General features: G+C 42.1%; 22 protein-coding genes. 4 read left to right on the top strand and 18 right to left on the bottom strand.

What is annotated here, in order from left to right:
- Window positions 1–7: 7 nt before the first annotated feature.
- The 8 genes from dltB to D8855_RS00360 all read right to left on the bottom strand — a co-directional run bounded on the left by dltB (window position 8) and on the right by D8855_RS00360 (window position 10,328).
- A complete protein-coding gene (dltB, locus tag D8855_RS00395; protein WP_125415507.1) occupies window positions 8–1,252 on the bottom strand; it encodes a D-alanyl-lipoteichoic acid biosynthesis protein DltB in 1,245 nt (414 codons plus the stop codon).
- The gene (gene dltA, locus D8855_RS00390; RefSeq protein WP_125415505.1) at window positions 1,249–2,799 is read right to left on the bottom strand and encodes a D-alanine--poly(phosphoribitol) ligase subunit DltA; all 1,551 of its coding nucleotides are present in this window, start codon (window positions 2,797–2,799) and stop codon (window positions 1,249–1,251) included. Before dltA ends, dltB begins: the two co-directional genes overlap by 4 nt.
- Window positions 2,800–2,819: 20 nt before the next feature.
- Window positions 2,820–2,951: a teichoic acid D-Ala incorporation-associated protein DltX gene (locus D8855_RS00385; RefSeq protein WP_045605251.1), complete on the bottom strand. Its 132-nt coding sequence runs from the start codon at window positions 2,949–2,951 to the stop codon at window positions 2,820–2,822.
- Between the two features lie 310 nt (window positions 2,952–3,261).
- On the bottom strand, window positions 3,262–4,440 hold the full coding sequence (locus D8855_RS00380) for a ryptide export MFS transporter (RefSeq protein WP_045605253.1): 1,179 nt from the start codon (window positions 4,438–4,440) through the stop codon (window positions 3,262–3,264).
- A gap of 150 nt (window positions 4,441–4,590) precedes the next feature.
- Window positions 4,591–5,295: an MIP/aquaporin family protein gene (locus tag D8855_RS00375; protein ID WP_125415503.1), complete on the bottom strand. Its 705-nt coding sequence runs from the start codon at window positions 5,293–5,295 to the stop codon at window positions 4,591–4,593.
- 69 nt (window positions 5,296–5,364) lie between these two features.
- Window positions 5,365–7,191, bottom strand: a complete 1,827-nt coding sequence (gene glpO, locus D8855_RS00370; protein WP_125415501.1) for a type 1 glycerol-3-phosphate oxidase — start codon at window positions 7,189–7,191, stop codon at window positions 5,365–5,367.
- A 41-nt stretch (window positions 7,192–7,232) separates the two neighbouring features.
- Complete coding sequence (glpK, locus tag D8855_RS00365) at window positions 7,233–8,741, bottom strand: glycerol kinase GlpK (RefSeq protein ID WP_000076785.1); 1,509 nt, start codon at window positions 8,739–8,741, stop codon at window positions 7,233–7,235.
- Between the two features lie 159 nt (window positions 8,742–8,900).
- On the bottom strand, window positions 8,901–10,328 hold the full coding sequence (locus D8855_RS00360; RefSeq protein WP_125415499.1) for an AcpB/EbpR/MafR family transcriptional regulator: 1,428 nt from the start codon (window positions 10,326–10,328) through the stop codon (window positions 8,901–8,903).
- Between the two features lie 164 nt (window positions 10,329–10,492).
- Between D8855_RS00360 and hslO the strand changes: the two genes are divergently transcribed.
- From hslO to D8855_RS00345, 3 genes are read left to right on the top strand one after another with little or no spacing between them, the layout of a single operon-like run.
- Window positions 10,493–11,365: an Hsp33 family molecular chaperone HslO gene (gene hslO, locus D8855_RS00355; RefSeq protein WP_061864793.1), complete on the top strand. Its 873-nt coding sequence runs from the start codon at window positions 10,493–10,495 to the stop codon at window positions 11,363–11,365.
- Window positions 11,352–12,332, top strand: coding sequence for a tRNA dihydrouridine synthase DusB (dusB, locus tag D8855_RS00350; protein ID WP_185757543.1), 981 nt, complete (start codon window positions 11,352–11,354; stop codon window positions 12,330–12,332). The genes hslO and dusB overlap by 14 nt, the downstream gene beginning before the upstream one ends.
- Window position 12,333: 1 nt before the next feature.
- Window positions 12,334–12,885: a cysteine hydrolase family protein gene (locus tag D8855_RS00345; protein ID WP_125415493.1), complete on the top strand. Its 552-nt coding sequence runs from the start codon at window positions 12,334–12,336 to the stop codon at window positions 12,883–12,885.
- 69 nt (window positions 12,886–12,954) lie between these two features.
- Here D8855_RS00345 and D8855_RS00340 read toward each other — a convergent pair whose 3' ends face one another.
- Window positions 12,955–13,653, bottom strand: a complete 699-nt coding sequence (locus D8855_RS00340) for a hypothetical protein (protein WP_049487549.1) — start codon at window positions 13,651–13,653, stop codon at window positions 12,955–12,957.
- 278 nt (window positions 13,654–13,931) lie between these two features.
- On the opposite strand from D8855_RS00340, the gene D8855_RS00335 reads away from it, so the two are divergent.
- Window positions 13,932–14,162, top strand: a complete 231-nt coding sequence (locus D8855_RS00335) for a hypothetical protein (RefSeq protein WP_049487550.1) — start codon at window positions 13,932–13,934, stop codon at window positions 14,160–14,162.
- Window positions 14,163–14,210: 48 nt separating this feature from the next.
- Here the strand turns inward: D8855_RS00335 and D8855_RS00330 are convergent, their stop codons facing one another.
- The 9 genes from D8855_RS00330 to D8855_RS00290 form a co-directional block, all read right to left on the bottom strand.
- Window positions 14,211–14,984, bottom strand: coding sequence for an NUDIX domain-containing protein (locus D8855_RS00330; RefSeq protein ID WP_049487551.1), 774 nt, complete (start codon window positions 14,982–14,984; stop codon window positions 14,211–14,213).
- 1 nt (window position 14,985) lies between these two features.
- Window positions 14,986–15,765: a nicotinamide riboside transporter PnuC gene (gene pnuC / locus D8855_RS00325; protein WP_125415491.1), complete on the bottom strand. Its 780-nt coding sequence runs from the start codon at window positions 15,763–15,765 to the stop codon at window positions 14,986–14,988.
- Window positions 15,766–15,774: 9 nt separating this feature from the next.
- Complete coding sequence (locus D8855_RS00320) at window positions 15,775–16,833, bottom strand: AAA family ATPase (RefSeq protein ID WP_049487554.1); 1,059 nt, start codon at window positions 16,831–16,833, stop codon at window positions 15,775–15,777.
- Window positions 16,834–16,981: 148 nt separating this feature from the next.
- Complete coding sequence (locus D8855_RS00315; protein WP_049509670.1) at window positions 16,982–19,414, bottom strand: ATP-dependent Clp protease ATP-binding subunit; 2,433 nt, start codon at window positions 19,412–19,414, stop codon at window positions 16,982–16,984.
- Between the two features lies 1 nt (window position 19,415).
- Entirely contained in the window at window positions 19,416–19,874 is a 459-nt protein-coding gene (locus D8855_RS00310) for a CtsR family transcriptional regulator (RefSeq protein ID WP_001211265.1), read from the bottom strand.
- A gap of 118 nt (window positions 19,875–19,992) precedes the next feature.
- Window positions 19,993–20,721: an ABC transporter ATP-binding protein gene (locus tag D8855_RS00305; protein ID WP_049487589.1), complete on the bottom strand. Its 729-nt coding sequence runs from the start codon at window positions 20,719–20,721 to the stop codon at window positions 19,993–19,995.
- Window positions 20,721–21,728 carry an ABC transporter substrate-binding protein gene (locus D8855_RS00300; protein WP_049487591.1) on the bottom strand — a complete coding sequence of 336 codons (1,008 nt, stop codon included), beginning with the start codon at window positions 21,726–21,728 and terminating at the stop codon, window positions 20,721–20,723. The genes D8855_RS00305 and D8855_RS00300 overlap by 1 nt, the downstream gene beginning before the upstream one ends.
- A gap of 37 nt (window positions 21,729–21,765) precedes the next feature.
- A complete protein-coding gene (locus D8855_RS00295; protein ID WP_181897293.1) occupies window positions 21,766–22,524 on the bottom strand; it encodes an ABC transporter permease in 759 nt (252 codons plus the stop codon).
- The gene (locus D8855_RS00290; protein ID WP_000647659.1) at window positions 22,487–22,777 is read right to left on the bottom strand and encodes a thiamine-binding protein; all 291 of its coding nucleotides are present in this window, start codon (window positions 22,775–22,777) and stop codon (window positions 22,487–22,489) included. Before D8855_RS00290 ends, D8855_RS00295 begins: the two co-directional genes overlap by 38 nt.
- Window positions 22,778–22,792 lie beyond the last annotated feature (15 nt).

Raw genomic sequence — 22,792 nt, 5'->3', positions numbered from 1 at the left:
TTTCCTTTTATTTTTTAAACCATAAATCATTCAAAAATCCAGAAAAGATTAAGAATGACAGCATGACGACATGGAAGGTGATAACCATGCCAAGCAACTGAATCCAGCGATTCTCAGGTAGAGCAGCTTTCCCTGCTTTTTTCCGTTCCTTATTGAGCGTTTTTTTCTTACGAATCCAAGCATCATTAATAACCAAGCCTAATCCATGAAAGAGGCCATAGGCGATATAGTACCAGGTCACTCCATGCCAAAATCCCATAATCAGCATATTTACAATATAGGCCACACTTGAGGTTACATTGCGATTCTTAAAGACCTTCTTTCTGGTCAACACCATGACCATTCGCATAAAGACAAAGTCACGGAACCAGAAAGACAGACTCATGTGCCAGCGATTCCAAAACTCTTTTAAATCCCTAGATAAAAAAGGCTTGTTAAAGTTGACAGGGCTACGAATTCCCATCAAATTTGAAATGGCCAAGGCAAACATAGAGTAGCCTGCAAAGTCAAAGAAAAGTTCTAGACCAAAGGTATACATAACTGCCAAGGCATAGTGGTTAAAAAAGCCACCTGACTGTAGGGCTAGATTCTTCAGAGGAGGGAGTAAGGTCTCTCCTAAAATATGAGCTATGATAAACTTATATAGAAAGCCAAGCATGATATACTTGACAGCCTCTTCCAGCATATCCATCAACTCATCTCGCTCAGGAATGGTCTGATAATTTTCATTAAACCGCTTAAAGCGATCGATTGGCCCGCTTGAAAAAGTCGGCATGAAGAGTAGGAAGCGGAGGAATTCCCAGAGGCTAAAATCCTTAATCACTCCATCTCTCAGCTCGATGATAATCCCAACCGAACGAAAGGTCAGGTAAGAAATTCCCAAAAATCCAAGCAAAGACTGCGTTCCATTGATAGCTGGTTGCACCTTGACAAAGATAATCGGCAGTAGGGACAGAAAACTAACTAGGTAGAAAACCCACTTACCATCCTTACTTTTTCGATAGTGCTTATAGAAAAGCAAGAGCAATATTTCCCAGCACAGATAAATGCCCAAGGCAGCCAATTGATTAGTCTTCCCACCTACCAGCATGGTAACGATAAAGAAGAGACTAACCAATACCTCATACCAGGCAAAGCGTTTCTTGAAAAAGAGGCCGATAAAGATGGGCAAGGTTGCAGCAATCACATAGACAAAATACTGAGGATTGCCGTATGGCTCTAAATGAGGAAGCTGTTTAAAAAACTCCATCATCTCCTATTTACCTCATTAATCAATCCTTTGATATCAATTTTTCCATTTGGAGTCAGTGGCAAACTGTCTCGATAAAGGAATTTGGACGGCATCATATAAGACATCATAATATCTGTCAAGTCTTCCTTAATGGCCTTGGTAATATCGATATCACGCTCAAACTGCTCACGAACACCATCTTTTAAGATGACATAGGCTAGAAGATTTTGCACCTTGTGGTCTTTATTATAGCGCGGTACTGCAACAGCAGACTCGATAAAGCGAGACTTATTGAGGTTTTGAGAGACATCTTCTAACTCAATGCGGTAACCGTTGAACTTAATCTGGAAGTCCATGCGTCCGCCGTAGAGAAGCAAGCCCTCATCTGTCATGGTTCCCACATCACCTGTGTGATAGGCTAGCAGACCTTCAAACTCAAAGAAGGCTTCTGCTGTTTTTTCAGGATTATTCATATAACCTTTTGAGACGGCCGGTCCTGAAACAATGATTTCTCCCTGTTCACCATTTGGCAGTTTATTTCCTTCCTCGTCAATGATAAAGGTTGGAGAATCAGCCTTGGTATAGCCAATTGGTAGACGTTTGAGATTCGCTAGCATCTCATCTGTCACGGCAACTGCTGACAGGGCCACTGTCGCTTCTGTTGGGCCATAAGCATTGATAATACGGGCATTTGGGAAACGCTCACGTAGTTTTTGAGCCGTTTTGACCGTCAATTCTTCTCCATCAAAGTAGAAATGCGTGATACCAGGCATTTTCTCGCTATTAAAGTCTTCAGACAACATGGCCATATCCGCAAAAGAAGGCGTTGATGTCCAGATAGCGATTGGCAATGAAAAGATGGTCGCAAAGAGTTGCTTAAAGTCCTGAGTAATAGCTGAAGGAAGAGCGAAAAGTGTACCACCAAGTGCTAATGTCGGTGCCCAATACATGACAGACAAGTCAAAAGAATAAGGTGGCTGAGCCAGCATTTGCGGACGACTTGGCGTCGCAAATTCCTTGTCCGTAATCATCCAGTTGGTAAAGCTGAGGAGATTATCATGTGAAATCTGCACTCCCTTTGGCTTACCAGTCGTACCAGAAGTAAAGATAATGTAGTAGTTATCATCTCCCTTGACTGGATGCGTGATCTCATATCTAGACCCTTGAGCAAAGGCTTCTTGAACCTGAGCTAGAGTCATCATCGGCGTAGAAACCTGCTCCAATGGGAAGTCTGAAACGGCAATAATCAAACTTGGCTCCGCTACTTCTAAAATAGCTGAAACTCGCTCCAAAGCCGAATGGCTATCAATTGGAATGTAGGCATGACCTGACTTAGTCAGCGCTACAAAAGTTGCCAACATTTCATATTCTTGGCCACCAAAAACAACCACAGGAGACTTCTCTGGCAAATCCAGTTGATCAATGGCTGCAGCCAAACTATCCGAATCAGCCTTTAAATCTCCATAAGTGTGTTCCTGCCCCAAAACATTGTAAACAGGATAGCTAGGCTGTGTCTGAGCAAAATGCTCAATGGTTTCAATCATATCTACTATTGGTTTATTTGACACAATAGGAATTCTCCTTCAAGTTAAAATTCATTATAGATAAAGCTTCCTTGACCCTGACCAAGATAGCTAAAGAAGTAAAGCAGCCCCAGAAAGATAAGAAAATACAAGACTGTCCGACCAAGAAAGAGGTACAATTCTTTTCTCTGTTTCATCAAGAAAAACCATTCATTTCTGTAATTTTTGCTAAATAAGATAGACTCTTACTATAGTATTTTTCTACCATTGTACCACTTTATAGGCTAGTTTTTCAATTGTTTACCGTACATTTTCACTAGATTTCAGCTTACTTTAAGGATTATGCGCTTTTTCTATGTATATTTTAAATAGAGTGAGGCTGGGCAAAAACTCAATTTCAGGAGAAAATGAAGAAAATCTTCCCATAATAAAACGCACAATATCAAGTTTTTTCAACACCTGATACTATGCGCTTTTCTAATTTTTCAAGACTTTTTAACTAGTCTCTTACCTAAAATAATCTCGTCTGATATAAATTAAAATAGCTTCTATCATCAGACAAATGGCTGATAGCCAAAAACTGATGCTAATACCAAAATTCTCAGTAATATAGCTCATTAGCAAAACAAATACTGAAAATGCTAGTGTCGAAATCACTTCCAGAACGGAATAGACATTAACCAAGTTATTTTCCTCTACTGTTTCCTGAAGAAATACACTTTCAGGAACTTCTTTTAGCTGCGATAACATACCAACTAAAGCTGAAAATACTAAAAACATCTGTGCATTTGGAAAAAATAGAATAGTCAGCGTCACTATTGCCATGGCTACAAGAGAAAAAAGAATACTTTCCCACTTAAGAGCAAGAAACTTTTCAGATAGCCGAAAAGCAATTAAGCCACTAATTATAATCCCGATAGAATATGCTGTATTAGAATATCCCCAGTAACTTTCCGTTTCATTTAATAACTCAGTTACAAAGACAAGTATGATAGACGAAACCCAAATCGTATTTGAGAAAATTTCAAATAAATTTGCTGATACAAAAAGTCTTAATCTAGGATCTCTAGCAACTAACTTCCAACCTTTGAGCAAAATTTCAAGATTAGTTTCTGACTCTAACACCTCCACTTCAGCCTTCGGAAGAAATAACATCAGAAAGCTAGAAATGATATACAAGATTAAAATGATAAACGTGGTAGGCAACAGACCAATTGTTGCAAACAAGAGTCCACCCAACCCCCACCCTACCAATTGAACAGCTTCACCAGTCATTGATAAAGCTGAGTTAGCCTTACCCAAATCGGTCGCATAGCGAGGCACAATAGCATAAGAAACAGGTGCGGCAAAACCATCCAATATTGAAATTGCCACAACAAATAGATAGGTTAGCAAAGGCGCTACGGATTGCATTACGGTAAACATTCCTACCAGTATCGCCAATAATATAGTCTTTCCAAATTGGGATAAAGATAAAACCCTATTGAGCGCTATCCTTTTAGTAACTAAAGGAACTAAAAGACTCGCAACAAAAGAGGATATCCCTATTAAAATGGGAACTAGTGACGTGGCAATTACTGATTTTGAAATAATGTATATGTTAGCAATGATTGTTACTCTAAAGAAAATATCTGCTAAATTTGCAAACAATTGAGAGACTAACAATTTGATAAATGAATTAGACATATAGCTCTCCTATCTTAGTTGCTAACTTTAGAATTAACATTTGATTTTTAATATTTTAGCATAAAATAGCAGAAAACAAAAGTGAGATTTTTCACATAAAAAAGCCTGAGATACTTATCTCAAGCTCTATCAACATAATTGTTTTCTAGATTAGAAAAGTGAGAATACAAGCACGGCCAAGGCTGCACCGATAACAGGTCCCACAACAGGAATCCAGGCATAAGACCAGTCTCCGTCTCCCTTGTTTGAAATTGGAAGGATACTGTGCATGATACGAGGACCGAGGTCACGAGCTGGGTTCAAGGCACAACCAGTTGTCCCACCTAGTGAAAGAACGATACCGACAATCAAGGTTCCCACTGCAAAGGTTCCTAGCCCTGCTTGAAGGTCATAGAGACCCAAAGCAAAGATTGTCAATACCAAGACAAAAGTCCCAAGGATTTCACTAATCAAGTTTGACACAGTATCTTTGATAGCTGGTCCAGTGCTGAAAGTTGCTAGAATATTTCCTGCATTTTCTTCCGCCTCATAGTGTGGTTTGAATTGCAACCAAACCAAAATCTGAGCCACCATCGCTCCTGCGAATTGGGCTAGAATATAAGGGAAAACAGAACCCCAAGAGAGCGTTCCTTTTAAGGCCATCGCAAATGTCACAGCTGGATTTAAGTGGGCTGGGCTGAGCGTGCCAGATACAAAGGCCGCAACGGCTACAGCAATTCCCCATCCCATCGTGATGACGATCCACCCTGAATTGTTACTCTTGGTTTTGGGAAGAACCACACCTGCTACAACACCATTTCCTAGGAGGATAAGGATTAAAGTCCCCAAAAATTCTCCAAATAATTCTTTCATCATATCGTTGTCTCCATTTTAAAGAAGGAGAGGGAAGGCAAGGAAGGCTTGTTCCCTCACTTCTAGTTTTTCTTAATTTTTCAATGCCGCTAGATCGTTGTTAGCAAGGGCTACTTCAACATCCGCACGGTAGGCTGCTTTTTCTTCTTCTGACCAATCATAGAATCGTCCCATTTCATCCAGAACTGGCTCCACAATGCTATCCAAACTATCACGCATAAAGAGCATGTGGTTGGTACGGCGAAGGAGGAAGTCAACTGGGCTCAGAGCCAACTCATTGCGCATTGCATAGTGAAGGGATAAGGTATCTGCCAAGCTGAGTCCTGGCGCTTGTTCCAAGCTGTGAGCAAGGGCAAAGACTTTCGGAGCATTTGAACCATAAAGATTTGCGAGATACTGGGCTTCCTTGCTATCCAATCCACGTGACACTCCAAGTTGCGCAAAGGCTTCGATTTCTGAGTCCACATTTGCTGGGTTCAATTCCCCACCTGAAACAGGGTAAGTCTTAGAATTGATGAGTTTAAAGCTACGGTCAAATTCTGCTTTGAGGATGTCAACCACGCGCTCCATAGCTCCTTCAGCCATCTTACGGTAGTCTGTGATTTTACCACCAGCAAGGGTCAAGAGACCATTATCATCTCGGTCCAAGCTAGAACCACGAGAAACTGCAGATGGGTCCAAATGTTTCTCAGAGGTACTGCTTTCAAGCTTGCTAACAGCAGCCTCTACATCTTCACGAGTTTTTTCTTTAGAGAGATAAGATTCAACAGTCGCAATCAAGTTGTTAAAGCTTTCATCACTGATGGTTCCGTTATTTCCTCCATTGTAGTCAGAAGCGCTATTGCCTGCGATCAATGGACGAAGACCTGCCCAGCTGCTTTCGATATCATCAATAGTAATGTTGGCTTCTGGGAAGCGGTTATTGACAATGCCAAGTAGGTAATCTACATCTTCCTGCGTCACTTTTGGATGTTCCAAATCACCTGTGTAGTCTGTATCCGTTGTACCGAAGTAAGTCTTGTTTTCACGTGGGAGAACAAAGACCATACGGCCATCACCCAAACCTGTATCAAAGTAAACTGGCTGTGAAACCTTGATCTTGCTTGAATCCACTACCAAGTGAACTCCCTTAGTTGGACGCATTTGTGAGAATTGTGTTCCCTTATTAGACAAGTTACGTACTTTATCACTCCAAGGACCTGTTGTGTTAATCACCAGACGGGCCTTGATTTCAAAGACTTGGTCTGTCAAGAGATCACGAGCTACAACACCTGTAATCTTGCCACTTTCGTCAAAGAGGAAGCCTTCTGCCTTAACATGGTTGGCAATGAGGGCACCGTCTTGGTTGGCACGTTTTATGTTTTCAATCACGAGACGTGCATCGTTGTTACGGAAGTCAAGGTAAACCCCACCTCCTACCAAGCCTTCTTTCTTCAAGTTTGGCTGGCGTTCCAAGACTTCTTCCTTACTCAAAACCTTGTTAGCAGCTGGTGTGTTGTTGACACCTGCCAAGAGGTCGTAAAGATCCATAGCTACTTTAAGACGGAAGAGGCTAAAAGTAGCTCCATCTTCATCGTAAACTGGCAAGAGCATTGGGTCTGGTTTCGGAATGTGTGGAGCGATTTGTTGAACCACTGCACGTTCAGAAACTGTATCTGATACCACTTCTACATCAAATTGCTTAAGGTAACGTAGTCCTCCGTGAACCAGTTTTGTTGAACGGCTGGATGTTCCTTCTGCGAAGTCCTGCATTTCAATCAAACCAGTATCTAGACCACTAGCTGCTGCCTGCAAGGCTACACCAGCCCCTGTAATTCCTCCACCGATAATCAAGAGGTCCAAGGTACGTTCTTGCATTTTTTTAATTGATAATTCACGTGTTTTCTTTGAAAATTCCATATTTACACACTTTCTAACTGAGTCGCTTTATTCTTCCAATATTAATCGTCGATTTCCGCAAAGACTTGGGTTGCTTTCACAGCCTTCTTCCAGCCCTTGTAGAGTTGTTCCTTGCGAGATTCGTTCATAGATGGTTCAAAGAGTTCTCCTGTCTCGTTCAAAAGTTTCAACTCATCCAAGTCCTTCCAGTAGCCTACTGACAAACCTGCTAGGAAGGCTGCACCTAGAGCTGTTGTTTCCAAGTTTTTGGCGCGTGCGATATCGATTCCCAAAATATCAGCTTGGAACTGCATGAGGAAATTATTCATAGCTGCACCGCCGTCTACTTTCAAGACTTGGATAGCTGTCTGAGCATCCACTTGCATCGTATCGATGATATCACGGACTTGATAAGCGATAGATTGAAGAGTTGCCTTGATAAAGTCTTCTTTAGTTGTTCCACGAGTCAAACCAAAGACAGAACCACGAGCGTTTTGGTTCCAGTATGGAGCACCTAGACCTGTAAAGGCCGGAACGACATAAACTTCGTCGTTGTTGTGCGAATCACGAGCATATTTTTCAGACTCTGGTGAATTTTCAACCATGCGAAGTCCGTCACGAAGCCACTGAATAGCACTTCCTGCGATAAAGATAGACCCTTCCAAGGCATAGTAAACCTTGCCGTTAATTCCGTAACCAATGGTTGTCAAGAGGTTGTTCTCAGACAACTGCATCTCTTCCCCAGTATTCATGATGATGAAAGAACCTGTTCCATAAGTATTTTTAACCATACCAGGTTCAAAGGCCAACTGTCCAAAGAGGGCTGCCTGTTGGTCCCCAGCCATACCTGAGATTGGGACTTCTCCACCATAGAAATGGAATGGGGCTGTCTTACCGTAGATTTCAGAGTTAGAACGAACCTCAGGCAACATTGCTTTAGGAATATTGAGGATTTCTAAAATCTCATCATCCCATTTGAGTTCTTTAATGTTATAAAGCATGGTACGAGCTGCATTTGAGTAGTCAGTCACGTGAGCCGCACCGTCAGTCAATTTCCAAACCAACCAAGTGTCAATAGTACCAAAGAGCAATTCTCCTTTTTCTGCTCGCTCTTGAGCGCCTTCTACATGGTCCAAAATCCAACGAACCTTGGTAGCAGAGAAGTAAGCATCGATGATCAAACCAGTCTTTTCATGGAATTTTTCCACATAACCTTGACTTTTTAGTTGCTCAGCCAAAGGTGCTGTCTGGCGTGACTGCCAAACGATTGCGTTGTAGATAGGAAGGCCTGTTTTCTTATCCCAGACAACAGTTGTTTCACGCTGGTTGGTAATCCCGATTGCTTCGATTTGATTTGGCTTGACACCGCTTTCGATGAAAGCACCCGCAATAACTGACTGAACAGAGTTCCAAATTTCATTGGCATTGTGCTCTACCCAACCTGCCTGAGGGAAAATCTGAGTAAACTCTTTTTGACTCGAGCTGACCTTTTCTCCTTTTTTGTTGAAAATAATGGCACGAGAGCTTGTAGTTCCCTGGTCAATGGCCATGATGTATTTTTCTTGTGACATGTGCTGTCCTCCTGATAATGATCTTGAGGATGTCTCCTCTTTACAGTAACTAGTATACAAAATAAAGCGCTTTCTTGTTTATCAACTTTTTTTAATTTTTAAAAAAATGTGAGGAGATTGTGTAAATTTTACAAAAAAGACCTGGAACAACCAAGCCTTTTAAGTGAATAATAACTGACGAATCCCTGCCAAATCTTCCAAATCCAAGTCGTTTTTTAAATAATAAACTGGGGTCTGTTCCTTCTTATGAATCGGGTTATTGGTAACCAGCAAATCATAATGCCGAGTTCGGTCATAGGCTTCAATGGTGATAAAACGATTGTATTCCAAATACCGTTTTAAAATGGCTGCCATCCTTGAAAAGACAAGAAAACCAGATGTCAAATCAAGACCAATCCGCATATGTTGACCACCATTTTCAGCCATATATTCGATTAACTGTAGCCATTCCCAGAGAATCTTCTTATCCAAATCCGTCCCCTGCTGAAAGGCAGGCAAGGCATGAAAAATCTCCTCTGCCGTTCCCCTAAAATCATGTTCCATCAAAAAATAAGGATGACGATTCTCCAACTGGTACTTGTAGAGGTCCTGTAAAATATAGCCCTTATAGAGATAGACTTGAGCACAAAGTTGACTGAGTTCATAGGTGACATGGTCCTCTGTATAGTCCCCCAATAGTTCCTCCTTCTTCATTTCTTGAATCAATTGCGTCAGCAAATCTGCCAACTGCCCTCCAAAACCAAGGATATACTCCATAGTATGAAGAGGAAGAATGCGATGAGATAGGAGGAAAGAGAAGAAAATCATCATCTCCCCATCCTCAGTTCCTAGAGGAAGGTGTTGCCCCGCAAAAAAGGACGGAGCCTTTCTCAGCAAACGAAGGTAGAAAATATTGTCAAAATAGCCTCGCATTTTCTCTTCTATGACTTGAAACTGACAGGCATTAACCCGAAGACGTTGTTGACTGATGTGGGACCAGAGAACCAAGTCCAATTTCTGACCCGAAGACAAGCTTGCACCACAGATTTCTTCTAAACTGGCAATCTCCTGTTTTCTCTCTGGTTTCTGCATGTGACCTTCCCACTCCTGACTAGACCAGACCTTGCGGAAAAGACAGAAATAGAAATAGCGAATCTGATGCTCTGGACCTCGCCAACGTCCATTTTGGATGGATAAGTCAAACTCTGACAAAATCTGATTTAAGCTAGACAAATGGCGACCAAGCGTGGCCTCGCTAATCATCAATTCTTGAGCCAGTTGATGGGCTAGAAACTGTTGGTGGTAGAGAAGATAGATCAAAATCTGGTATTTAACAGCATTCTCCAAAAACAAGCTCCGAATATCTCTCCCCTTGGTCGCTGCACCGATCGATAGACGCAGATTTTCATCTTCTAAGTGAATATTCAGCTCTAAGCCACTATCCAAAGCCTTGTCATTGAGCAGGGTGACATATTTGGTTAGGGTTGCTTTTGAAAATCCTGTTTCCTCCATTACAGCCTTGACAGTCGTCTGAGACTCTTGTAATAGAAAGGAAAGGATTGAAAATTGGCCAGATTCAGCCTTTTCCATCAAGTCTCCTAAATACATTTGTTACCCCTTTCATTTTCTACCTTAAGCATAGCATAAATCTTACAAATGCTGAAATAATCTGTTTCTCTTTTTATTTTCATGCTGATTTCCTGGTCCATTATCCTAAAAATCAGCAAACACACGGCTCCCCCTTTGGGCATTTTTATGCTAAAATAGTAGCTATGGATAAAATTATAAAAACAATATCAGAAAGCGGAGCCTTTCGTGCTTTTGTCCTTGATAGCACAGAAACCGTCCGCACTGCTCAAGAAAAACACCAAACCCAAGCTAGCTCAACTGTAGCGCTTGGTCGAACTCTTATCGCTAGCCAGATTCTCGCAGCCAATGAAAAAGGAAATACCAAACTAACAGTTAAGGTATTGGGATCTAGCTCTCTAGGTGCTATTATCACCGTCGCAGATACCAAGGGGAACGTCAAAGGCTACGTTCAAAATCCTGGTGTTGACATCAAAAAGACTGCAACTGGTGAAGTTCTAGTTGGACCTTTTGTTGGAAATGGTCAATTCCTCGTTATCACAGACTACGGTACTGGAAATCCTTACAACTCTATGACTCCCCTTATCTCTGGAGAAATTGGTGAAGACCTTGCCTTTTACCTGACTGAAAGCCAACAAACACCTTCAGCAGTCGGTCTCAATGTCCTTTTGGACGAAGAAGACAAGGTCAAGGTTGCAGGTGGTTTCCTAGTCCAAGTCTTGCCGGGAGCCAAGGAAGAAGAGATTGCTCGCTTTGAAAAACGCATCCAAGAAATGCCAGCTATCTCGACCCTTCTCGAAAGTGAAGACCATATCGAAGCCCTCCTCAAGGCTATCTACGGTGACGAGGTCTACAAGCGTCTTTCTGAAGAGGAAATTCGTTTCCAATGTGACTGTAGCCATGAACGCTTTATGAACGCTCTTGCTAGCCTTCCAAGCTCAGACTTACAGGAAATGAAAGAGGAAGACCACGGAGCAGAAATCACTTGTCAATTCTGCCAAACTACCTATAACTTTGATGAAAACGACCTGGAGGAACTCATTCGTGACAAATCTTAATACACCTTTTATGATTGGCAATGTTGAGATTCCCAATCGTACTGTTTTAGCGCCTATGGCTGGCGTGACCAACTCAGCCTTTCGTACTATTGCAAAAGAGCTCGGAGCTGGACTCGTTGTCATGGAAATGGTCTCTGACAAGGGAATCCAATACAACAACGAAAAAACCCTGCACATGCTTCATATCGACGAAGGCGAAAACCCTGTCTCTATCCAACTATTTGGTAGTGATGAAGACAGCCTAGCACGCGCAGCAGAATTCATCCAAGAAAACACCAAAACCGATATCGTGGATATCAACATGGGCTGCCCAGTTAACAAAATCGTGAAGAACGAAGCTGGCGCTATGTGGCTCAAGGACCCAGATAAGATCTACTCTATTATCAACAAGGTCCAATCTGTCCTTGATATTCCACTTACTGTCAAAATGCGTACCGGCTGGGCCGACCCATCTCTGGCAGTTGAAAATGCCCTCGCTGCTGAAGCAGCAGGTGTTTCTGCCCTCTCCATGCATGGCCGTACCCGTGAACAAATGTATACAGGTCACGCAGACCTTGAGACCCTTCACAAGGTCGCTCAAGCTTTGACCAAGATTCCATTTATCGCCAACGGTGATATCCGTACTGTCCAAGAAGCCAAGCAACGCATCGAAGAAGTCGGTGCTGATGCAGTCATGATTGGCCGCGCTGCCATGGGAAATCCTTACCTCTTCAACCAAATCAACCATTACTTTGAAACAGGAGAAATCCTACCTGATTTGACCTTTGAAGACAAGATGAAAATCGCCTACGAACACTTGAAACGCTTGATTAACCTCAAAGGGGAAAACGTAGCAGTTCGTGAATTCCGTGGCCTCGCTCCTCACTACCTCCGTGGAACATCTGGCGCAGCCAAACTCCGTGGAGCTATTTCACAAGCTAGCACTCTGGCAGAGATTGAGGCTCTCTTGCAATTGGATAAGGCTTAAAATGGTTCATACTGCTCTACTGATTATCGATATGCAAAAAGCATTTGATAGACCCATCTGGGGAGAACGAAACAACCCTCAAGCTGAATCTCAAGCATTGAGGGTACTGACATACTTTCGTAAACACGGTCTTCCAGTCTTACATGTTCAACACATATCTGACAACCCCCAGTCGCAATTTTATAACAAACAAAATCAGGTGTTTAAAAGTGGATTTGAGCCAGTTACTGCAGAACCTGTCTTTCAAAAAACGGTTAATAGCGCCTTTATTGGAACAAATCTTGAAACATATTTACGAAAAAATCAGATTTGTCATTTAGTCGTTGTTGGTTTGACCTTGCCTCATTGTGTATCTACTACGACACGAATGGCAGCAAATCTTGGTTTTGAAGTCACTTTACTAGCAGATGCTACTGCCAGTTTTACCCTATCTAACAAAAACGGTCAGGCCATCTCTCCTGAGACTATCCATGAGATTAATCTCCTTTCTCTACAAGATGAGTTTGCTCAAATTCTTACTACAGAAGAATTTTTAACCCAAGTACAAGTATAAAATAATCCGTCAACTCTTATTGAGCTGACGGATTTTCTTTGATTGTAAAAATTCAAATACTGAGAGTTATTATTGACTCAAAGCAACACTGGAAACCTTACCATCCGCTCCTGTTGTAATTTGGATGATTTTTCCCCCACCAATTTTGGCATTATACTTACCATCATCAAGAGTATAAGAATAGTCTCTGATAGAGTAGTTTTCTTTCTTTCCATCAGCAGATTCTACTGTGAATTTGCCTCCTGATGAAACTGTGATGGTTTCACCATTGGCACCCTTCCAGTTGCCTGCAGCTGCTGAGAAATCACCATCAACCATGGTTAAAACACCCTTGTAGCGTTTGTTGTGTTCTGCTTGCTTGTCTTGAAGTTTGCGGTCAGTTGTTGGATCATAGCCTGACTGGTTAGACTGAGCTTGAGAACCTTGCTGAGTTGAAGGAGCTTGAGTAGCAGTTTGTTGACTAGCTGCCTGTTGATTAGACACTTCTTGGCCTTGTCTTTGCTCTGGTGCAGGTGTCGCTTCTGATGGTGTCGCAGTTGCTGCAGACTGGTCAGTAGATGATTTGGTCTTTTCAGATGAAGCTGAACTTGAGGACTTCTGAGTTTTACTTTCTTTGCTAGAAGAAGCTGCTTTTGAGCTTGATGATTGGCTTGTCTTAACAGAACTGCTTGCTTGAGTTGTTTCCTTTTTATTTCCACAAGCTCCTAATAGCAAGGTAGAAGCCAATACAGTTGCTGCCATCAATTTGATATAGGTTTTCTTTTTCATTTTTCTACTCCTTTGTAATGTTTTAGAAATATAAAGAAATCTTTTTGTAATATAATTGTAACATTTGGCTTTAAATATGTCAACAATTTATCTAAACTATTTTAAAAATCTTAAATACTTTAGATACATTTACTCCTCCTACTCTTCTATTCGTAATAAAACAGAAAAACAGGAGATTTTTCTTTTAAAATTTGAATTTGTTTTTTGTGTAATCGCTTGCATTATATTAGACAAAGGAATATAATAACATTGAAATAGAATATAGGAGGTGCACTCTTATGCTAAATAAGTATTACAAGTATCTACCTTGGTTGATTTTGGGAGCTATTGGCTCTTATCAATCAGCCACTTACTATGCGCGAACTTCATTTGATGTCTTCTATCTGACTGCAATCTTTTTGATTGTCTATATCGCTTTGTTATTTTTACATGAGAACTATCTCAAGTATCGATATAAAGACTTCTTTACTCACATGTTGAGTAATCCTAAGAAAGATAGTCATTCATAAAAAATGATGATAAATAAAAAGGTCGGGAAAAGTTCCCGGCCTCGTTTTTTATTTCAATCGATAGGTTTTTCTTGGTTTCTTTTTAGGTACTCGTTTGAGTCCGACTTCTTCTACATATTCTCCGTATTTTACGAGAAAGTTATTGCTGACGATTGGGTGACCAGGGTTGATGAGATTGACCAGTTCAGTCCCCTCGTAGACAGTGAACTCCTCCTCCAGCAGATAAAGGAAGGTCGGATTCCAGTCGAGACGGCCTTGGATTCGTTTGATGGATTCTTGGATAATGGCATAATGGTCAAAGGCGAAGGCTTGCTCCTCCAGCTCCACTCCCTCTAGGAAGCATTTACCTGTCTGAAAATCGACATCCACGAAAACGACATCCTTGGCATCGTCTCCTGCTTGAGCCAGTTCTAAGGCACGACTAGGCAGGTACACCAAGTGGGCAATGGTCACTGTCCAGCCCCGTGGGTCACGGCCGGGGGTCGATACGGTCATCAATTGCTCGATTTTCTCCAAAGGTAGATCGAGATTGACTTCTTCTCTCACCTCGCGCTGACAGGCATGTGCAGCATCTTCTCCCTTGTCCATAAAACCTCCAACTAAGGCTAAACAGTACTGATAAGGGTGGGCCTTGCGACGGATCAGCAGGAGCTTGATCTTTCCTTCTACAAAGCAGTAGGCTACCATATCCACTGTCACACTTGGTTTTTCGTATTGAGGGAGTTCCTGCTTGTAGTACCAATCCAAAAACTCCTCCTGGCTGGCATGAATTTCAAAATATTCTTTTTCCGTCATCCCTGCTGGAATCATCGTGTCCGTCATTTTACGCCTCCTTACGAACTGCCTTGGTCCATTGGTACCAACCTACTAGACTATTGAGTGTGTAAACCCAGTACATCCCTTGGATGTGTATATTTTCACCCCACCAGAGGTAAATACTAAAGAGATTGGTTGCAATCCAGAAAATCCATTGCTCACGGTAGAGACGTGTCATCAAGAGCTGACCGACACCATTGGTCGCATCGGTAACACTATCACGGAAAGGGCGAGCACTATGGATACTTTGATAAGCCAAGCCCATACCAATCCAGATGATAGCAGTCAAAGCCAAGTACTTGAGCCAATCAAAAACAGATAATTTCTTAGCTTCAAAGTGAGATTCTTCTGCTTTTCCTTGATCATTAATACGATTAGACAGCCAAGCATAGAGACCAATCGGCTGCATGACAAAGAAGTAAACGGTTGTCAAGACTTCTCCATAAAAAGTCGCGTTCATGGCCAAAACCAAATAGATAGCTGAGTTGATGGCCCCAAAGAGATAATTGCTTGCACGCCCTTCTGCTACCAAGATAACACAGACAATCCCAGTCCAAGATGCCAACAAGCTCATCCAGTCATGACTTTCTGTATTTTGCGTGAATTCCAAGATCAAGGGAACACTTGACAAGACAATAAGATACAACCACTGGAAGAGGCTACGGCCGACAAAGAGATCTTTCCAGAGCAGGTTCATGATTCCTGCAAAACCGATCTTGCGGGCTTCCGCATGGACATTTTTAAAGTTTTCGATAAATTGTGTGATTTTTTCAGTTAGTTTTTTCATATTTTTCTCCTAATCTGCTTGGTAAATGGCATCAATAGCCACTTTTGCTGCTTCATAATTTCCTAGATAATCTTCTGCTAGATAAACTAGTGGAATGTTTGCTAAGTAGCGCTCCCTCATCTGGTCCAAATGCTGGGAAAAACTATGACGAATATGGTCTTCTGCCATAGTCATATCTCTAAATCCGTCATTGACATAGGAACCGACAGGTTGCACAAAGAGAATCAAGTCCCATTTTTCCTTAGCCAAGATTGAAACAAAGAGATTGTCAAATGTCTCTCCTGATAAGTCCCTTTGGTCCTCAGTCTCCATGTAATAATCATAGTAGCCCTTGGTTACTAAGGAGTTGGTGTCTGCTATTACCAGTCCCCTATTGGCATTGCTATCGATTAACTTAGATGTCTGGTCATACTGCCCCAACAGGAGATAATAGTAATCCTTTGGAGTCAATTCATCGTCGCGGACATTGTTTTTGATCTGGTACTCACGCGCGTATTCCAGGCTAACTGGTGCATCGTAATACCTTGCCAAATCCTTGGCTAAAGTGGTCTTCCCATTGCTGGCACTTCCCATAATCAACACTTTCTTTGTAAACTGACGTCGGAAGGGTTGAGCAATATATTTCCAATATTTGCTTGGATTTTCTCGAATCATAGTCGCTGAGATACCAAACTTTCTTTCTTGCAAGACAGTCTCAAAGCTACGATTAGACAATTCTTGCTGGTAGTCTGCTTCTCCCACAAAGAAAATTAGTTCTTGCTGGGTTTCATCATAGGAAATCTCCTCTAACATTTGGTCCAACCACTCCTGCCAACCCATAGGGTAACGAGGAAGATTGGTTTCATCTAACTTGCAGACAGAGGTCAACTCGTCATCACCAAAGGCCTCTCGGATATAGCGAAATCTTTTTTGAAGCGTTAAGCCTACCTGCTCCCCTCTATCTCCCTCATAGCCTGAAACGACAACCCAAACCCGGTCACACTGTCGCTTCGCACGCTGGATCAGATCGATATGACCTTGATGAAGCGGAGCAAAGGTTCCAAATACCACTGCTGTTTTCTTTTTCATAAATGCATTGCCTTTTTATAATTTTTGATATTTTTATTATCTATGTTTTTTATTATAAACTATATTTTTGTTTTGTCAATAGTTTTTTATTATTTTTTATAAAAAAGTAGCAAAAAAGAGAATCAAGATTGCTCCTGATTCTCCATTTTTATGCAATATCAAATTTTAACTGGCCTGCTTTAACACCAATCTTAAGTGTGCTGCCTGCCACCAAATCTCCCTTAAGAAGAAGTTCTGCCAACTTGTCCTCCACTTCTGTTTGCAGGGTTCTGCGAAGTGGACGAGCTCCCATCTCTGGGTCATATCCTTGATTTGCCAACAATTTCAGGGCTGAAGCTTGTAATTTCAAATCAATGCCTTTTTCAGCCAAACTTGCCACTAAAGGTTTAACCATAATCTTCACCACTTCCTGCATATGGTCGCTAGATAGGCTATGGAAGACCACCTTTTCATCAATACGGTTGATGAATTCAGGTCTATAAGCCTTTTTCAACTCTTCAAACATGCGTTTTTCCATGTTTTCCTGGTCAAAACGAATATCCTTAGCCCCAAAACCAACCGTCTTATCATCACGAAGGGCTGTCGCACCAAGGTTCGATGTCATGATGATAATGGTATTTGAAAAATCGACCTTGCGTCCCTTACTATCTGTCAAGACACCGTCATCCAAGACCTGCAAGAGGACATTAAAGATGTCTGGGTGGGCCTTTTCTACTTCGTCAAAGAGGAGAACGGAATAGGGTTTGTTGCGAACCTTCTCGGTCAACTCCCCACCTTCTTCATAACCCACATAGCCCGGAGGAGCTCCATTGAGACGGCTGGCTGCAAATTTCTCCATATATTCACTCATATCAAAGCGGATCAGAGCTGATTCATCATCAAAAAGAACTTCTGCTAGAGCCTTAGCCAATTCGGTCTTACCGACACCTGTAGGCCCTAAGAACATAAAGGAACCAATCGGACGCTTATGACTGCGAATCCCTGACTGGTTGCGGCGAATCGCACGGCTAATGCTTGAAACTGCTTGATCTTGCCCGATGACACGTTTGTGCAATTCAGCTTCCAAGTTTAGGTATTTCTTAGCATCAGTCTGAGTCAGTTTTTGGACTGGAATACCTGACAAGCGACTCAAGGTGGTCAAAATATCAGACTCTGTCACCAAGTCTTTATAGACAGGCACTTCCTCTTCTTTTGCGATTAACTGAGCTGCCTGTTTCCACTTACCATCCATCAAGGCCTTGTCAGCTGGACTCAAACCTGAATCGTCTGCTTTTACATGCTTAGCCTTATTTTGCACTGTTGCCGCTGCTTCATCTAAGAGGTCGATAGCAGAGTCTGGCAAGTGACGGCTAGTCAAGTAACGATGAGCCATCTTGACGGCTGTTTCAACCGCTTCATCTGTGATTTGCACACGGTGATGTTTCTCATAAGTCGCCTTCAAGCCTTGCAAAATGGTCATACTGTCTGCCACACTTGGCTCTTCAATCGTCACTTTAGCGAAACGACGAGAAAGGGCTGCGTCTTTTTCAATGTGTTTTTGATATTCTTCCTGAGTAGTCGCACCAACCGTTCTCAAAGTTCCACGCGCCAAGGCTGGCTTCAAGATATTGGCCGCATCCAGAGTCGAATCAATCCCACTACCAGAACCCATGATAGTGTGAAGTTCATCGATAAAGAGGATAACTTGACCATCTTCTTCAATATCCTTTATGATATTGTTCATGCGTTCTTCAAAGTCACCACGGAAGCGTGTCCCTGCAACAACGTTCATCAAATCAAGCTCTAACACGCGCATCTTAGCCATTTCCGCAGGTACATCACCACTAGCAATACGCTGAGCGAGCCCAAGCGCCAAGGCTGTTTTCCCGACACCAGCATCCCCAACCAAGACAGGATTATTCTTTGTCTTCCGACTCAAAATTTGAATCATACGCGAGATTTCCTTGTCCCGACCGATGACTGGTTCTAACTTGCCAGAACGCGCTTGCTCTGTCAAATCATGCGTATAGTCCTCGAGTCCACCACTCGGAGTCTGCGGCATGCCCATCATATTGGCCATAGAATTTTGCTTGTCAGCTACTGTACGATGGCGTTGGCGTAAAGCCTTGAGGTCTTCTCGAGTCCAGCCTGCACGTTCTTCTAAATTTCGACGAAGGGCAGCAATCTTAACCTGATCTTTCTTGTCTTCATAAGAAAAACCAGCCCTCTCCAAGATACGAGTCGCCAAGGCATTGCCATCATGCAAAATCGCATAAAGGACGTGCTCCGTCCCTAGCACCTTAGCATGGACCACTGACGCTACATACTCTGCTTCAGCAAAGAGAACCTGTAGACGATGAGAAAACGGCAATTCCGTAAAGGTTTCATCCTGGCTATAGTCCGTTTCAGTCAGTTCCAAAGCGACTTCTTCTAAACGGTCCATCTCATATGGATAATCATTTAAAGTCGCCCCTGCCACACTATAACTGTGATTGGACATGGCAATCAACAAGTGCCAAGACTCTAGGTAACGAGCTCCAAAATGGCCTGCAACCATGTAGGCACTTTCGATACATTCATTCAATGCTTTTGAATAGTTCATCTTACTTCCCTTTTCTATCTACCTCTTGTATGACCTGTCTTAGCATATTAGCACGAACAACTGGAGCTTCTTCTCCTAGAACGCGATCCAAAGCTACTGCCACCAGCAAATTCATCTCCTGCTTGGTCATCAATTCCTGCTCAACCAAAAGCTGCAGAATATCCTCATAAATTTCTTGACTGACCCGCTCACCAATTGAGTAAAGCAGATCCCTAAGCATTTCATGATGACTAGAAAACTCAATCCGTCCTATACGAATGTAGCCTCCGCCACCACGCTTACTTTCAACCAAGTAGCCTCTACTTTCTGTAAAGCGTGTCTTGATCACATAGTTAATCTGACTAGGAACAACCTGGAAGGTATCTGCCAACTGACTCCGTTGCAACTCCACAATTCCAGATTGATCTAAAATCGCCTTGATGTAGGCCTCAATATGATCCGATGTATTTTTAAATCTCATTACAAACCCACCTCTCTCTTTAAACCTTGACTATCTTTGACTATTATACCGAAATTTTCTCATTTTTAAAAGAAAAAGGGCGCTGGTAAAGGATAATCTTCACCAACTCCCTATTTTTCTACTTATCTAAGCCTAATTCTGCCAAGATTTGACGTTTGTAGGCAATCTTTTGGACTTCCTTGTCCTCATCTTCAGACCAATCTAGTTTAATTTCTGAAACAATCTGCCCAGGACGATTTTTCAAGATATAGATGCGATCGCTGAGACTGAGGGCCTCCTCGATACTGTGCGTAATAATCAATGTTGTCAGTTGCAACTGCTTGTGAATCTCCAGATACCAAGCGTGGAGTTCCATCTTGGTCATCTCATCCAAGGCGCTAAAGGCCTCATCCAAGAGAAAGAGCTTGTGCCCGAAAAGGTAAGTTCGGAGCAAGGCTACACGCTGGCGCATCCCGCCACTAAGTTCATGAGGATACTTGTCCCTTACAGCTGTCAACTGGAAGGTAGCAAGAATTTCATCTGCGCGAGCAATAGCTTCTGCCTTATCCACCTTTTGAATCAAGAGGGGCAGAATGATATTACCAAGCACCGTCTTGTGTTCCAAGAGCAAGTCCTTTTGCAACATATAACTCACGCGCCCCTTGGGATTCTCCTCCCCATCAAGGACAATTCTCCCTGACTGGACTTCTAAAATCCCAGCGATTAGATTAAAGAGGGTGGTCTTTCCAACACCACTTGGGCCTAGGATAGAAACCACTTCACCTGAAGTCACCTGCAGGTTGATATCCTCTAAAATCCTCTCTTGATCATAGGCATAACTGACGTGTTCTAGTCTAATCTCTGTCATTATTTCACAAATTCGTTGGTGAAGCCTTTGTCTGTCAAGTCTTCTTTAAGGATACCATTTTCTTTATCCCATTTGTAGAAGGCATTCCAGCGAGCTGCATCAAATTGCCCCCATTTTTCCTTGTCGCTTGCGTATTCTTTTGACAAGTATTTTTGAGATTCGATGACAAAGTCACGTTTTTCCTTGAGTTCAGGTGCATTTTTGATGAGGATATCAGCTGCTTCTTCTGGATGCTCCATGGCATATTGGTAGCCTTTTTTGATAGCTTGGATGACTTTACGAGCTTCTTCTTTATTGTCTTTGAGGTAGTCATTGTTTGCGATGATAACTGGTGAATAGTAGTCAAACTCCTTGACGTAGTCTTTCAAATACATAAAGTTAGCATCTACACCTTGAGATTTGGCAAGAATACCATCCCAACCGTAGTAGATCCAAGCAGTATCAAAGACTCCATTGGCAATCGGTGTGATTGAGTTTGAGTCGTTATTTGGTACTTTTTCAACCTTCTCAAAGTCTCCACCTTGAGATTCTACCAAGGTTTTCAACATAGCAAGTTCAGTTGGATCATTCCAAGTTCCGTATTTCTTACCAACCAAGTCTTTTGGACTAGCTACATTGTCAGATTTACGAGAGATGATTCCTGATGTATTGTGTTCTACGATAGCTGCAACAGCAGTAATTTCTGCCCCTTTTTCCAATTTTTTAGCCATATAGTCTTGGAAATAGACTGCAAATGGTGCCTTACCATTGATAACCAAATCAGAAGAACTTTCTTCCGGTGGTAATTTCAAGTCAACATCCACTCCAGCTTCTTTGAAATAACCTTTTTCCTTAGCAACATAAAGCCCTGTGTGGTTGGTATTTGGAGTCCAGTCTAGGATAAAGTCGATCTTCTTGAGTTCTGCTTCTTTGTTGTCCTTAGAAGCAGTTCCTTGACCACAGGCCACAAGCACAACAGCTACAAGAGCTGTTAAAACAGTTAAAAACACTTTCCATGTTTTCTTCATTTTGATTTCCTCTTTTCTTTTTTGAAACATTCTTATGTTACAAACGTTTCCATTTAATAACATATTTTTCACTAATATCGACCAGCTTCATACCGAGAAGACTGATAATCGATACCAGAATAATAATAGCAAACATGGTATCATACTGAAACAGTTTTTTGGACTGAATCATATAAACACCAAGACCCTCAAAGCCTCCCAACCACTCAGATACCACTGTTGTGATAAAGGCGTAGGAGACACTGACCCTCAGACCTGCATAAAAGTAAGGCAGGCTGACTGGAATTTTAAAATGCCACAGGATTTGCCAAGGTTTGGCCCGCATCAGACTAAACAGGGTCAGCATATCCTTGTCACAATGCCTAAAACCGTCCAAAATGCTAACGATGATAGGAAAAGTAGTCGTCAAGATAATCAAGACAATCTTGGGCAAAATCCCATAACCTAGCCACAAGACCAGAATAGGGGCTATAGCAATAGTCGGGATAGTTTGAACAACCACCATCATAGGGTAAATCAGATCGTTAAGCCAAGTCAAACTATCCATGAGCACAGCCATGAGACAGGCAATCAAGACTCCCAAAATTAGACCTAGCAAAGCCACTCTCAAGGTCGCCCAGCTATGGTGCCAGAGAAATTCTCTATCACGAACAAAGGCCTGGAGAATTTCAAGAGGTGTCGGCAGGATAAACTTGGGGAGAAGTTTAAGCAAACCTGCTAGCTGCCAAATTGACAAGACTCCGAGAAAACCCAATAGACTAATGTGTCGTCTCAGTATACTTTTCAAGCTTCTCATCAATACTTAAAATCTCTCCTACATTTATTTTGACATTGGCAAAGACATTGTCTGCCTCTTGCCCTGCTACCTCTAGCGCTTCTTTGAGAATGCGCATGAGCTCATCAAACTCCCCTTCCAAGACCGTTTCAAATGGTGTCACCACCATAGTCACTTCTTGAGCTTGCAGATAAGCAATGACCTGATCGATAACAGCAATCCGATCAATTCCCTGTGCCAAGGGTAAAACTTGCAAGGCTATGCTTGCTTTCATAAGAACCTCCTCTTC

Origin of the sequence: Streptococcus mitis, from assembly GCF_003942685.1 — a bacterium.
Taxonomy (GTDB): Bacteria; Bacillota; Bacilli; order Lactobacillales; family Streptococcaceae; genus Streptococcus; species Streptococcus mitis_CD.
The sequence above is the reverse complement of the archived record's forward strand: the minus strand, read 5'-3'. Positions and strand labels throughout refer to the sequence as shown.

Coding starts and splice junctions, on each gene's coding strand:
- dltB (WP_125415507.1), bottom strand. CDS start 1,252: ATGATGGAGTTTTTTAAACAGCTTCCTCATTTAGAGCCATACGGCAAT.
- D8855_RS00385 (WP_045605251.1), bottom strand. CDS start 2,951: ATGAAACAGAGAAAAGAATTGTACCTCTTTCTTGGTCGGACAGTCTTG.
- D8855_RS00380 (WP_045605253.1), bottom strand. CDS start 4,440: ATGTCTAATTCATTTATCAAATTGTTAGTCTCTCAATTGTTTGCAAAT.
- D8855_RS00375 (WP_125415503.1), bottom strand. CDS start 5,295: ATGATGAAAGAATTATTTGGAGAATTTTTGGGGACTTTAATCCTTATC.
- glpO (WP_125415501.1), bottom strand. CDS start 7,191: ATGGAATTTTCAAAGAAAACACGTGAATTATCAATTAAAAAAATGCAA.
- glpK (WP_000076785.1), bottom strand. CDS start 8,741: ATGTCACAAGAAAAATACATCATGGCCATTGACCAGGGAACTACAAGC.
- D8855_RS00360 (WP_125415499.1), bottom strand. CDS start 10,328: ATGTATTTAGGAGACTTGATGGAAAAGGCTGAATCTGGCCAATTTTCA.
- hslO (WP_061864793.1), top strand. CDS start 10,493: ATGGATAAAATTATAAAAACAATATCAGAAAGCGGAGCCTTTCGTGCT.
- D8855_RS00345 (WP_125415493.1), top strand. CDS start 12,334: ATGGTTCATACTGCTCTACTGATTATCGATATGCAAAAAGCATTTGAT.
- D8855_RS00340 (WP_049487549.1), bottom strand. CDS start 13,653: ATGAAAAAGAAAACCTATATCAAATTGATGGCAGCAACTGTATTGGCT.
- D8855_RS00335 (WP_049487550.1), top strand. CDS start 13,932: ATGCTAAATAAGTATTACAAGTATCTACCTTGGTTGATTTTGGGAGCT.
- D8855_RS00330 (WP_049487551.1), bottom strand. CDS start 14,984: ATGACGGACACGATGATTCCAGCAGGGATGACGGAAAAAGAATATTTT.
- pnuC (WP_125415491.1), bottom strand. CDS start 15,765: ATGAAAAAACTAACTGAAAAAATCACACAATTTATCGAAAACTTTAAA.
- D8855_RS00320 (WP_049487554.1), bottom strand. CDS start 16,833: ATGAAAAAGAAAACAGCAGTGGTATTTGGAACCTTTGCTCCGCTTCAT.
- D8855_RS00315 (WP_049509670.1), bottom strand. CDS start 19,414: ATGAACTATTCAAAAGCATTGAATGAATGTATCGAAAGTGCCTACATG.
- D8855_RS00310 (WP_001211265.1), bottom strand. CDS start 19,874: ATGAGATTTAAAAATACATCGGATCATATTGAGGCCTACATCAAGGCG.
- D8855_RS00305 (WP_049487589.1), bottom strand. CDS start 20,721: ATGACAGAGATTAGACTAGAACACGTCAGTTATGCCTATGATCAAGAG.
- D8855_RS00300 (WP_049487591.1), bottom strand. CDS start 21,728: ATGAAGAAAACATGGAAAGTGTTTTTAACTGTTTTAACAGCTCTTGTA.
- D8855_RS00295 (WP_181897293.1), bottom strand. CDS start 22,524: ATGAGAAGCTTGAAAAGTATACTGAGACGACACATTAGTCTATTGGGT.
- D8855_RS00290 (WP_000647659.1), bottom strand. CDS start 22,777: ATGAAAGCAAGCATAGCCTTGCAAGTTTTACCCTTGGCACAGGGAATT.